Source organism: Kribbella sp. NBC_00382, assembly GCF_036067295.1.
Lineage (GTDB): Bacteria > Actinomycetota > Actinomycetes > Propionibacteriales > Kribbellaceae > Kribbella.
The window spans coordinates 1,832,955-1,845,103 of the sequence record NZ_CP107954.1; the positions used below are offsets into that span (position 1 = coordinate 1,832,955).

13 protein-coding genes are annotated in these 12,149 nt (G+C 67.2%); 9 read left to right on the plus strand and 4 right to left on the minus strand.

Annotated features, from left to right (window positions below; genetic code table 11):
- Positions 1–4 precede the first annotated feature (4 nt).
- The gene (locus OHA70_RS09170) at positions 5–802 is read right to left on the minus strand and encodes an IclR family transcriptional regulator domain-containing protein (RefSeq protein WP_328330605.1); all 798 of its coding nucleotides are present in this window, start codon (positions 800–802) and stop codon (positions 5–7) included.
- A gap of 77 nt (positions 803–879) precedes the next feature.
- On the opposite strand from OHA70_RS09170, the gene OHA70_RS09175 reads away from it, so the two are divergent.
- Genes OHA70_RS09175 through OHA70_RS09200 form a run of 6 tightly spaced genes read left to right on the plus strand, consistent with a single transcriptional unit; the run spans position 880 to position 7,292 of the window.
- Positions 880–1,698 carry a CoA transferase subunit A gene (locus tag OHA70_RS09175; RefSeq protein WP_328330607.1) on the plus strand — a complete coding sequence of 273 codons (819 nt, stop codon included), beginning with the start codon at positions 880–882 and terminating at the stop codon, positions 1,696–1,698.
- Positions 1,691–2,443, plus strand: coding sequence for a CoA-transferase subunit beta (locus tag OHA70_RS09180; protein WP_328330608.1), 753 nt, complete (start codon positions 1,691–1,693; stop codon positions 2,441–2,443). The genes OHA70_RS09175 and OHA70_RS09180 overlap by 8 nt, the downstream gene beginning before the upstream one ends.
- Complete coding sequence (locus OHA70_RS09185; protein ID WP_328330610.1) at positions 2,436–3,482, plus strand: maleylacetate reductase; 1,047 nt, start codon at positions 2,436–2,438, stop codon at positions 3,480–3,482. Before OHA70_RS09180 ends, OHA70_RS09185 begins: the two co-directional genes overlap by 8 nt.
- Positions 3,479–4,684 (plus strand): thiolase family protein, encoded by a 1,206-nt coding sequence (locus tag OHA70_RS09190; RefSeq protein WP_328330612.1) that lies wholly within the window; start codon positions 3,479–3,481, stop codon positions 4,682–4,684. Before OHA70_RS09185 ends, OHA70_RS09190 begins: the two co-directional genes overlap by 4 nt.
- 8 nt (positions 4,685–4,692) lie before the next feature.
- On the plus strand, positions 4,693–5,565 hold the full coding sequence (locus tag OHA70_RS09195) for an intradiol ring-cleavage dioxygenase (protein WP_328330614.1): 873 nt from the start codon (positions 4,693–4,695) through the stop codon (positions 5,563–5,565).
- Positions 5,565–7,292, plus strand: coding sequence for an FAD-dependent oxidoreductase (locus OHA70_RS09200; protein ID WP_328330616.1), 1,728 nt, complete (start codon positions 5,565–5,567; stop codon positions 7,290–7,292). Before OHA70_RS09195 ends, OHA70_RS09200 begins: the two co-directional genes overlap by 1 nt.
- On the opposite strand, the gene OHA70_RS09205 is transcribed toward OHA70_RS09200, so the two are convergent.
- A complete protein-coding gene (locus OHA70_RS09205; protein ID WP_328335067.1) occupies positions 7,282–8,547 on the minus strand; it encodes an alpha-amylase family glycosyl hydrolase in 1,266 nt (421 codons plus the stop codon). The genes OHA70_RS09200 and OHA70_RS09205 overlap by 11 nt on opposite strands.
- Before the next feature lie 40 nt (positions 8,548–8,587).
- Complete coding sequence (locus OHA70_RS09210; protein WP_328330618.1) at positions 8,588–8,869, minus strand: hypothetical protein; 282 nt, start codon at positions 8,867–8,869, stop codon at positions 8,588–8,590.
- 225 nt (positions 8,870–9,094) lie between these two features.
- On the opposite strand from OHA70_RS09210, the gene OHA70_RS09215 reads away from it, so the two are divergent.
- Genes OHA70_RS09215 through OHA70_RS09225 form a run of 3 tightly spaced genes read left to right on the plus strand, consistent with a single transcriptional unit; the run spans position 9,095 to position 11,489 of the window.
- The gene (locus OHA70_RS09215) at positions 9,095–9,592 is read left to right on the plus strand and encodes a SigE family RNA polymerase sigma factor (RefSeq protein WP_328330620.1); all 498 of its coding nucleotides are present in this window, start codon (positions 9,095–9,097) and stop codon (positions 9,590–9,592) included.
- A gap of 23 nt (positions 9,593–9,615) precedes the next feature.
- Positions 9,616–10,425 carry a hypothetical protein gene (locus OHA70_RS09220; protein WP_328330622.1) on the plus strand — a complete coding sequence of 270 codons (810 nt, stop codon included), beginning with the start codon at positions 9,616–9,618 and terminating at the stop codon, positions 10,423–10,425.
- Positions 10,422–11,489 carry a hypothetical protein gene (locus tag OHA70_RS09225; RefSeq protein WP_328330624.1) on the plus strand — a complete coding sequence of 356 codons (1,068 nt, stop codon included), beginning with the start codon at positions 10,422–10,424 and terminating at the stop codon, positions 11,487–11,489. The genes OHA70_RS09220 and OHA70_RS09225 overlap by 4 nt, the downstream gene beginning before the upstream one ends.
- Here the strand turns inward: OHA70_RS09225 and OHA70_RS09230 are convergent.
- Entirely contained in the window at positions 11,462–12,145 is a 684-nt protein-coding gene (locus OHA70_RS09230; RefSeq protein WP_328330627.1) for a TrmH family RNA methyltransferase, read from the minus strand. The genes OHA70_RS09225 and OHA70_RS09230 overlap by 28 nt on opposite strands.
- Positions 12,146–12,149 lie beyond the last annotated feature (4 nt).

Here is a 12,149-nt window from a genome sequence, read left to right on the forward strand (position 1 = left end):
AGGACTAGATCCGCCCGCGCCGGCGCAGCGCAGTACCGATCTGGTCGGCGCAGTCGAGCAGCGGTTCCAGTACTTCGCATTGCAACGACGCGCGGGTGGAGCGGGATGCGTGGGCCGAGACGTTGAGAGCCGCAACGGCTCGGCCACGCGAATCCCTGATCGGTACTGCGATCGACCGCAACCCCAGCTCCAACTCCTGGTCGACCAGCGCATAGCCGTCGACCCCCGCTTGCTTGATCAGCTCCCCCAGCTCATCCACCGACGTCACGGTGTGATCCGTCATCGCTTCCGGCTCCAGAGCTGCCAGGTACGCCGCCACCTCACCCGCGGGCGCATCAGCCAGCAGCACTCGACCCATGGAGGTCACGTACGCCGGTAGGCGCGCACCCACGCCGAGCGCAACCGTCATGATCCGCCTGGTGGGTACGCGGGCGACGTACACGATGTCCGGCAGGTCCAGCGTCGCGATCGAGCAGGACTCGCGGGTCTTGAGGCTGAGCTCCTCCATGAACGGGCCGGCGATATCGCCGAGGTCCAGCGAGGACAGGTAGGCCCAGCCGAGCGCCAGCACTCGCGGTGTCAGCGAGAAGCGCCGGTCGTCGCTCCGGACGTAGCCGAGCTCCTCCAGCGTGAGCAGGATCCGTCGTGCCGTCGCGGGCGTGATGCCGACCTCGCGGGCCACCTCGCTCAAGGTCAGCGTCGGCCGCTCGGCGTCGAACGCCCGGATCACGGCCAGCCCGCGCTCGAGCCCCTGGAGGAACGTGCCACCCGAGCCAGGGGTTGTAGACGCATCACCAACCATGAGCTAGCCTTTTCGTTGAAAGAAGAATCTTTCGCTGAGCGAAATCCTAGCATCAAATATCCCCAGCGGAGTTGCTGATGACAAGTCCAGTGCCCCTCGCCGAGGCGATCGCCGCGCACGTGCACGACGGGGACACGGTCGCGCTGGAGGGATTCACGCACCTGATCCCCTTCGCGGCTGCCCATGAGATCGCCCGCCAGGGCCGTCGCCACCTGACGCTGGTACGGATGACGCCTGACCTCATCTACGACCAGCTGATCGGTCTGGGCTGTGCTGACGAGATCGTCTTCTCGTACGGCGGTAACCCGGGCGTGGGGTCCCTGCACCGGCTGCGCGATGCAGTGGAGAACCACTGGCCGCACCGACTCGTAGTACACGAGCACAGCCATGCAGGGCTCGCCAACGCCTACTCCGCTGGCGCTGCGCGGCTGCCGTTCGCAGTACTGCGGGGCTACCGCGGTACTGACCTCGAGGAGCAGACAGACATCATCAGCCGGGTCACCTGCCCCTTCACCGGCGAGGAGTTGGCCGCGGTGAAGGCGGTGAACCCGGATGTGTCCGTGATTCACGCGCAGCTGGCTGATCGCGAGGGCAACGTGATGCTCTGGGGGATCACGGGAGTGCAGCGGGAGGCAGTGCTCGCTGCCAAGCGGGCCATCGTCACGGTGGAGGAAGTGGTCGACGAGTTCCCGGAGCGTACCGGCGCGGTGATCCTGCCGAACTGGGTGCTGTCGGCGGTGAGCGTCGTACCGAACGGTGCCTGGCCGTCGTACGCCGCTGGGTATTCCGTGCGCGACAACGACTTCTACCAGCAGTGGGACGCGATCTCGCGGGACCGCGACGCCTTCCTCGCCTGGGCTGCCGAGAACGATCTCAAGGAGACCAGCGATGTCTGAGTGGACCAGCGCGGACATGATGAACGTCGCCGCGGCGCGCGAGCTGCTCGACGGGGATGTGTGTCTGGTCGGTGTCGGGCCGCCGAACCTGGCGGCCAACCTGGCCCGGCGTACGCACGCGCCGAACTGCCGGCTGGTCTACGAATCGGGCGCGATCGACGCGAAGCCGAGGAAGCTGCCGCTGTCGATCGGTGATGACGACCTGGCCGCGACGGCGGTGTCGGTGGTGTCGGTACCGGAGATGTTCAACTTCTGGGTCGGGGCCGGGCGGATCGATGTCGGGTTCCTGGGCGCGGCGCAGATCGACCGGTACGGCAACATCAACACGACCGTGATCGGCGACCACGCGAACCCGAAGACCCGGCTGCCGGGCGCGGGCGGGGCGCCGGAGATCGCGGCGGCGGCCGGCCGGGTGATCGTGATCGTGAAGCAGTCGCCGCGGACCTTCGTCGAGCGCGTCGACTTCATCTCGTCCGTCGGCTACGGCCCGACCGGCCGCGAACGGCAGGCGCCAGGTGCGGGACCAACGCTGGTGATCACCGACCACGGGGTGCTGCAGCCGGATCCGGCGACCAACGAGCTGACGATGACGCGCTTGCATCCTGGTGTGACTGTGGATCAGGCTGTCGCTGCTACGGGGTGGGCGTTGAAGGTTGCCGACAGCATCGAGGCTGTTGCTGAGCCGACCGAGGTCGAGCTGACCGCCCTCCGGAAGCTGCGAAACCGGGAGCTCTTCGATGAATGAGTCCTTCACCCACGTCGGACTGGCCAGCCGGGTCGTCCTGGGCGCCGGCTCGCTCGATCGAGTAGCCGACGAGATCGGCCTGCTCGGCATCGACCGAGTGTTGCTGATAGCAACCAAGTCCGCCCGCGACTGGGCCGACCTGGTGGAGCGCTCACTCGGCGACCGCTTCGCCGGCCGGATCGACGAGGTCAGGCAACACGTGCCGAAGGAGAAGGCGGACGCCGCCCGCGCCAAGGCGCTGGAGGTCGAAGCCACGGGCATCGTCGCCATCGGCGGCGGCTCCGCCATCGGCCTCGCCAAAGCCATCGCGCTGACCGCAGAGCTCTCCATCATCGCGGTACCGACCACGTACTCCGGATCGGAGATGACTCCCGTCTGGGGTCAGACCGAGGGCGGAGACAAGACAACCGGTACCGATCTCAAAGTCCTCCCGAAGACCGTCGTCTACGACCCGGTCCTCAGCCACCAGTTGCCGTTGAAGGTGACGGCGGCGAGTGTTGCCAATGCGCTGGCGCATTGTGTGGAAGCCACCTGGACCGAGAAGGCTGATCCGATCACCGATGTCATCGCGGTCGAGGCCGCGCGGGCACTTCGCGAAGGACTCCTGCAGGTGCTGGCGAATCGCACCGACCTAGATGCTAGAAGCAACCTCTTGTACGGCGCGTCGTTGGCCGGCTCGGCGATGGCCAGTGCGGGAACAGGTCTGCACCACAAGCTTTGTCACCTGCTCGGCGGCACCTACAACCTGCCCCACGCGGAAACCCACGCAGCCGTCCTCCCCCAGGTCACCCGGGTCAAGGCGGGCGACGTACCGCACGCGAAGGCAAGGCTCGAGGACGCGTTGGAGACGACCGACCTGGCTGCCGGGCTGTTCGACCTGTTCACCGCAGCCAAGGTGCCGACCAGCCTGCGAGAGCTCGGACTGACCGAAGCCCAGTCGGTTGAAGCGGCAGAACGCTTCCAGGCAACGACCGGCACTGACGTAAGAGACATCTTCGCCCGCGCCTGGGCGGGCGAACGGCCTGAGGGAGCATCATGAGATCCGCCTTTCTGCTGGACGCGGTCCGCACGCCCGTGGGCAAGCTCGGCGGTGCGTTGGCGGGTGGGCGTCCGGATGACTTGGCCGCCGTGGCTCTGCGGGAGTTGCTGGTCAGGCATCCCGGCCTTGATCCCGCGTTGATCGAGGACGTCTTCCTCGGCAATGCCAACGGTGCTGGTGAAGAGAACCGGGACGTAGCGCGGATGGCCGCTCTGCTTGCGGGCTATCCGACCAGTGTTCCCGGTACCACCGTCAACCGCCTCTGCGGATCCGGTCTGGAGGCCGCGATCCAAGCGGCCAGAGCGATCGAGACTGGAGACGCATCCCTCGTCGTGGCCGGTGGCGTCGAGTCCATGAGCCGCGCCCCGTGGGTACTTCCCAAACCAGACAAGGCTTACCCCCACGGCAGCGTGATGGCGGAGTCCACCTCGCTCGGCTGGCGACTCATCAACCCGCGGATGCCGAAGGAGTGGGCCGTCTCACTCGGCGAGGCCACCGAGCAGCTCGCCGACCGGTACCACGTCGGTCGCGAGGCGCAGGATCTCTTCGCCCTCGAGAGCCACGAGAAGGCCGGCAAGGCTTGGGCCGCTGGCAAGTTCGACGCCGAGATCGTCCCCTGGGAACACCTCGCGCCGATCCTCCCGAAGAAGACGACGCCGCTCTCCCGGGACGAGTCCATCCGCGACGGCGGAACCCCGGACATCATGGCGAAGCTCAAGCCCGCCTTCCGCGACGGCGGTACGGTCACCGCGGGCAACGCCTCCACCCTCAACGACGGCGCGTCCGCAGTACTGATCGCCGACGAGGCAACGGCCCAAGGCCTAGGCATCACTCCCCTGGCGCGGATCGCCAGCCGGGCGGTGCACGGGGTCGAACCCCAGTACTTCGGTATCGCCCCCGTCGAGGCCTCACGCAAGGCCCTCGCCAAGGCCGGAATCGGCTGGGACGACCTCACCCTGGTGGAACTCAATGAGGCGTACGCAGCGCAAAGCCTTGCCTGCTTGGGCGAATGGCCCGAGCTGGACCGCGCCAAGGTGAACGTGAACGGCGGAGCGATCGCGCTCGGGCATCCGCTCGGCAGCTCCGGTACGCGCATTCTGACCACGCTGGCGCATGAGCTGCGCCGTCGTGGTGGTGGTTACGGCTTGGCGACCCTCTGCATCGGTGTCGGCCAAGGAATAGCGATGGTCATCGAGGCATGAGGAGCGACATGGATCTGGCTGGGGACGAGCTGACCGATGCGGTCGTGGCGAGTTTCGACGGGAGTACGGACGAGCGCACCAAGACGGTGCTGAGTGCGCTGGTCCGGCATCTGCATGCGTTCGCCCGGGAGGTCGAGCTGACCGAGGAGGAGTGGTTCACCGGGATCGACTTCCTCACCCGGACCGGCCACAAGTCGACCGGCACGCGACAGGAGTTCGTGTTGCTGTCCGACGTACTGGGGTTGTCCATGCTGACCGTTGGCCTGGGCAACAAGAAGCCGGCCGGCGCCACTCAGTCGACCGTGTTCGGGCCGTTCTTCGTCGAGGGTTCGCCGGAGATCAAGCTGGGTGACGACCTGTCCAACGGTGCGCCCGGCCAGCCCTGCCTCGTTTCGGGGCGCGTTCTGGACCTGCAGGGGAACCCCATCAGCAAAGCACTGGTGGAGACCTGGCAGGCGGACGAAGACGGTTTCTACGATGTACAGAAGGACACCGATGGTCCGCAGAATCGCGGGCACCTGACAACCGATGCTGAAGGCAACTACTCGTTCTGGGCGGTACGGCCGGTCGCCTACCCGATCCCGGACGACGGCCCGGTCGGCGAGCTGCTCCGGGCCGGCGGTCGCGGCCCGATGCGCCCGGCCCACATCCACTTCATGGTGACAGCGCCCGGATTCTCCAGGCTGATCACGCATGTCTTCGCCGCCGGTGACGAGCATCTGCACGACGATGCCGTCTTCGGGGTCAAGGACTCGCTGATCGCCGAGTTCACCGAGCACCCGGCCGGTACGGCGCCTGACGGACGCGAACTCGACCAGCCCTACTCGACCGTCCAGTACGACCTGGTGCTCGCCACCATCGAGGAGACCCGATCATTGTGATGGAAACCGATGTGCTCATCGTCGGCACCGGCCCAGCCGGTGGTGCCGCCTCCCTCTTCCTGTCCAGCTACGGGATCGACAACGTAGTACTGACTCGCTACGGCTGGACCGCCAACACCCCGCGGGCCCACATCACCAATCAGCGCACGATCGAGCTGATGCGCGACATGGGTATCGAGGACCAGATCACCGGCAAGGGCACCGAGCATGCGCTGATGGGCCAGACCGCCTTCTGCACAAGCCTTGCCGGCGAGGAGATCGGCCGGATCCGTACCTGGGGAACGCATCCGCAGCGCCTGGCCGACTACACCGAGGCCAGCCCGACACTCCCCTGCGACCTTCCGCAGACGCTGTTCGAGCCGATCCTGGTCAGTACTGCGGCCAGCCGCGGAGCCCGCTTGCGGTTCGACACCGAGTACGTGTCGCTGGAGCAGGATGACGACGGCGTGACCGCGACCGTCCGGGACCGGCTGTCGGGCGAGACGTACCAGATCCGGGCGAAGTACCTGATCGGCGCGGACGGCGGCCGGAGCAAGGTGGCCCAGGACATCGGGCTGCCGATGGCCGGCTCGATGGACATCGAGGGCTCGATGAACATCGTCTTCGAGGCGGACCTGTCGAAGTACGTCGCGCACCGGCCGAGCGTGCTCTATTGGGTACTTCAGCCAGGCGCGCAGATCGGTGGCATCGGCGCCGGCCTGGTAAGGATGGTCCGGCCGTGGAACGAGTGGCTGATCGTCTGGGGCTACGACATCAACCAGCCCGCGCCGGTCGTCGACGAGGCGATGGCGACCGAGATCGTGCACAACCTGGTGGGTGACGACACGATCGACGTGAAGCTGAAGGGCACCTCGGTCTGGAGCGTCAACCACATGTACGCCGAGAAGGCATCGGTCGGCCGGGTGTTCTGCATGGGTGACGCGATCCACCGGCACCCGCCGTCGAACGGGCTCGGGTCGAACACCTCGATCCAGGACGCGTACAACCTGGCCTGGAAGCTGGCGCTCGTCCTCAAGGGTCAGGCGTCGCCGAAGCTGCTCGACACGTACGACGAGGAGCGCACCCCGATCGCGAAGCAGATCGTGGATCGCGCGAACAAGAGCCGCACGCAGTTCGGACAGATCTTCCATGCGCTGGGGATGACTCCGGACGCGCCGGCCGGTCGAACGATCGACTCGCGCAAGGACGACACTCCCGCGGGTGCCGCGCAACGCGAGGAGCTGCGCAAAGCGATCGAGCTCAAGGACTACGAGTTCAACGCCCATGGTGTGGAGCTAGGTCAGCGGTACACCTCGGGTGCGGTCGTTCCGGACGGTACCGACGAACCGGCGTACACCAGGGATCCGGAGCTCTACTACCACCCGACTACCTGGCCGGGCGCGCGGATCCCGCACTGCTGGCTGACCAGTGGCACCGAGACCGTCAGCACGCTGGACGTGGTCGGCAAGGGCCGGTTCACCCTGCTCACCGGGATCGGTGGCGAGGCGTGGGTCAAGGCGGCCCGGGCGATCGCGGAGCAGACCGGCGTGGAGGTGGAGGCGTTCGTGGTCGGCCCTGGCCGGGAGCTGGACGACCTGTACGGCGACTGGGCGCGGCTGCGCGAGATCACCGACAACGGGTGCCTACTGGTCCGGCCGGACGCTCACATCGCCTACCGCTCGCACGAGCTGCCTACCGACCCCACCGCTGCGCTGGGAGACGCGTTCCAGGCTCTGCTCAGCCGGTAGCCAGTACTAGCCAGCCATGCGCCGGTACCAGCAACGGATCCTCCGGTAGGTGACCAGGATCCGACTGCGCTGCAATGACGAGGCCTGCCACTTCCACTGGGAAGCGGTAGGCCTCGTCTCCTACGTTGAGGAGCAGCAGTAGCTGGCCGCCCGCATCGCCGGAGCGCAGCGCGAGGGCCTGGTTGGTCAGGTGGGCAACCTTGGTCCGCGACCGCGTCAACCACGCATTGCGACGCCGTACGCCGATGAGCCGCTGGTGCAGCCGGTACGTCTCCCAATGTGGGTCGACCAGATCGCTTGGCTTGTCGGGGAACTCAGGCCGGACGGCGTCATCCCCACCGACCCTGTCCTCCTTGACGCCCTGCATGGCCTGCTCGTCACCCGCATAGATGCTCGGTATGCCGGCCACTGCGAACAGCACCGCCAGCGCATGCCCAAGGTGCCGTGGATCCTCCAGCTTGCTGGCGATACGCGTCACGTCATGGTTGCCGACGAACGTCTGCGGCACGAGCGGATCGACGAGTTGCTGGTGCCGCTCCAGCGCATACGCCAGCTCGAAGAAGTTCCTGTCGTTGAGCGAACTCCAGATCGCCTTCCACAGCTCGTACTGCGTGATCGAGTCGAGCGTGCTCGTCGCGGCATAGCCGGCGTAGTCGCCGTGGATCAGCTCGCCGACGAACCAGGACTCCGGGAACCGCTCACGGACCTCCGACAACACCGCACGCCAGAACTCCGGCGGCACCGCGTACGCCGCGTCGAGCCGCCAGCCGTCGATGCCCCGCTCGAGCCAATAGCACATCACCTCGATGACGTACTCGCGAACCGCCGGCTCCTCGTGGTTGAGCACGATCAGGTGCTCGTGTCCCTCGAAGCTGGCGATCGAACCGTCGGGCAACTGCTTGAACCATTCGGGCGGCGCCGAGAAGCTCCTGGCCACGTGGTTGAAGACCCCGTCGAGCAGGATCCGCAGCCCGCGTTGCTTGGCGGCGGCAACCAGCGAGTCGAAGTCCTCGTAGTCGCCCAGTCGCGGGTCGATCCGGAAGTGGTCGACGGTGTCGTAGCCGTGCGTCTCCGACTCGAAGATCGGTCCCAGCAGCAGGCCGGAGCAGCCCAGCTCGATCACATAATCGAGCCAGTTCTCCAACCGCCCGAGCCGGGCCGTCCGGAAGCCCGACGGCAGCGCGGCCGGCTCAGCTCCCACGAACCCCAACGGATAGACGTGCCACCAGATCGCGTGATCGGCCCACGGCACCATCTTCTGCACCTCCCAAAGCCTGGAGGACTCACAGTAGACGTCAACTCGCCGCGCTCACCTGCGGCGGGAGCTCGCGGCCGACTTCCTCCACCAACGCGACCACCTCGGCGGTCTCGGCCTCGAGCAGTTTGAGCAGTGCCACTCGCGACTCGTCACTGCGCGCCTCCACGGCGGCGGTGGAGATCGCTTGCACCGTGGCGACCTCGTGGACGAGCGCGCCCCAGATCTCTTCCAGCTGCGCGAGATTCGCCGGTCGCGCGATCTCGACCTGCGCGATCTCGTCGAGCTCCACGGCCCGCCGGACATGCAAATTCGAACTCATGAACTCCCCCACGGTCGTACCTGACCCCGAACCAACGCATGCTGAAGCAGGCGTCGTCCCCGCCCGAGTTGGGACTGACAACACCTCCAACGCAGCTCGCCGGGCCGGGGTTACGGCCCCTGCGCAAACAACTTTCCCGGCAACTTTCTCGCGCTCAACCGCAACAAGACCGGACCGCGGCCGCTCTTACTCCTTCGACAGGCTGTTACCGACGGAAGGGTGATCGTGAGTGCCGACCTCGAGGAGTTCAGCGAATTCGCCGCCGCGCGCGGCACCCAGCTGTTCCGGATGGCGTTCCTGCTGGCCGGCGACCGGCATGCGGCCGAGGACCTGACCCAGACGACGCTCGGCAAGCTCTACGCGTCCTGGTCGAAAGTCAGCCGGGCCGACAACCCGGTCGCGTACAGCAGGACCGTGATGGTCCGCACCTATGTCGACTCCCAGCGCCGGACCCGGCTGGAGCGCCCGACCTCCGAAGTACCGGACAACGGACGGTACGGCGAGGACACCGCGCTGCGGCTGACGCTGTTCGACGCGCTGGCCGAGTTGTCGGGGCGCGACCGGGCGATCGTCGTACTCCGGTACTGGGAGGACCACAGCGTCGAGGACACCGCGGGCATCCTCGGCGTCAGCTCCGGCACCGTCCGGACCCGCAGCCAGCGCGCGCTGCTCAAGCTGCGCGCCCGGCTCGGCACCGATCTCAGCGAGTTGAGCGGGCGATGAACCCGGAACCGGAAGGACCCCTGATGAGCTTCGAGACCGAACTCCGCGACCGGCTGCATGCCGGCGTCGACGACACACCGGCAGACCTCGACCTGCTGCTCACCGGAGGCGTTGCCCACGGCAACAAGTTGGTACGCCGCCGGCGGCTGACCCGGATCTTCGCCGGCGCGGCCACTGTCGCAGTACTGGGTGGAGCCTTCACCTACGCCGGCACGCTCGGCGGCCCCAACAGCATCACTCCCGCGGGGCAGAGCGGGAAGCCCGCTGTAGTACAGGGAAAACAGGGCGCGCTCACCCCACAGGCAGCACTCGGAATCCTGCTCGAACTGCTTCCCGACGCCGAGCTGGCCACCAACCAGCGCGGCGGTTTCGACGGGATGGGCACGGTGCGTGGGGTCTACGCCACCTCCGACTACGACACCACGTCATTGCGGATCGAGGTTCTCAAGAACAAGATCGACGTCCCGCTGCAGTGCTTCGCCACCGACACCTACTGCAAGGTCAGCAAGCTGCCTGACGGCTCCCGGCTTCGACTGCTCGACGTGGGCTATCCCGGCCCGGCCGGGAAGGACGAATACCAACAGCTCCAGGCCAATCTGACCCGCCCGGACGGCCTCAACCTCAACCTGATCGCCGTGAACACCGACCCGGCCCATCCGGTGCTCACCCTCGCGCAACTGAAGGCCATCGCCACCGACGCGCGCTGGCAGCTCAAGGTCGACCAGGCCTTCATCAACCGGAGCGCGAAGCTCTTCACGCCCCGCTTGGTCACCCAGCCGTCAGTACCCCAGCCCATCGGCACACCCCCGACTTCACCTGGAGCAAGCAAATGAGAGCAGCCCTCCTCGCCGGCCTGACCGCCACCACTCTGGTCCTCAGTACCGGGCCCGCGCTCGCGACGCCGTACGAGTGGCACGAGACCCCAACCGGCCTGAAGGGGTTCATCTCGTACGCGATGGACCCCGGCGGCACGTCGCTGTGGACCGTCGGCGCCCTCGACGACGGGCGGAATTTCACCCCGGCCGCGACCGTCTGGGACGGCAAGGCCTGGAAGGCGACACCTCAGCCGGTCACGCTGGGCCGGTTCCTCGACATCGATGCCGTCGGCCCGGGCGATGCCTGGGCCGTCGGGTCTCAGCAGACCCCCGACGACCCCACATTCCAGAGCAAACTGCTGGCTCAGCACTGGAACGGCAAGGCCTGGCAGGTGATTGCGTCACCCACCTTCCACGATGGCAACAGCCGGGAGTTCACCTCGGTCGCGGCGCTCGGCAAGCAGGTCTGGGCGCTCGGCTACGACTCCGGCAGCGAGAGCCAGGCGGCCACCGCCTTCGTCTATCGGTACGACGGGAAGCGATGGACGGCTCTGAACGACGGGGTGATCGGGAACTCGGGCTACCCGTACGACCTGGAGGTGCTGTCCGCGAACAACCTCTGGGTAGCGGATTTCAACGGGATCAAGCATTACGACGGCACGCGCTGGACCCTGGCTAAGCTGCCCGGCCAGGACGCGAACCTGCACCTCACCGATGTGGAGGCCAACAGCCCCAAGGACATCTGGGCGGTCGGGCACCGCGAGGACCCCGAGTTCCGGCGCCGTCCGGTCGCGTTCCACTTCGACGGCAGGAACTGGACCCAGGTGGCCACGCCGGCCGAAGGGGCCGAGCTCAACACGCTCAACCTGGTCAACGGGCAGCCGGTGGCGGTCGGCGAGACGCGGGCCTTCGGTCCGTACATCCTGAAGCTCACCAAGAGTGGCTTCGAGCGGCAGGCCGACCCGGCCGGCGCTGCCGGGCTGTGGGGTTCGACCGTTCTGGCCGGCAAGCTGTGGGTCTCCGGCGCAGGTGACGGATCGGGCTCGTCCGACAGCTACGTCGGGTTCACCCGCGCCAACTGATCGAAGGTGTGGCGGCGGATCCAGGCGTGCATCGCGATGGCCGCCGCCGCGCTGGCGTTGATCGAGCGGGTGGAGCCGAACTGGGCGATCGACAGGACATCGGTGCAGATCTTGTGGGCTTCGTTGGTGAGGCCCGGGCCTTCCTGGCCGAACAGCAGGATGCAGTCGGTGGGTAGCTCGTACGTCTCCAGGGGCACGGAGCCGGGGAGATTGTCGATGCCGATGACGGCCAGCCCGTGCTCCTCGGCGTACGTGGCGAGGTCTGCCAGCTGCGGGTGGTGGCGGACGTGCTGGTAGCGGTCCGTGACCATCGCGCCGCGGCGGTTCCATTTGCGGTTGCCGACGATGTGCACCTCCCTGGCCAGGAAGGCGTTCGCAGTCCGGACGACCGAGCCGATGTTCAGATCGTGCTGCCAGTTCTCGATCGCGACGTGGAACGGGTTCCGCTGGGTGTCCAGGTCGGCGACGATCGCCTCCAGCCGCCAGTACCGGTACTTGTCCACCACGTTGCGCCGATCGCCGGCCGCGAGCAGCTCCGGGTCGTACCGGGAGTCGTCCGGCAGCTGGCCCTGCCACGGGCCGACGCCGACCTCCGCAGTACCGACCATGTCGGCCCCGATGAGGTCAGCGGCGTTGTCACGATTGGCTTCCTGCATGGGT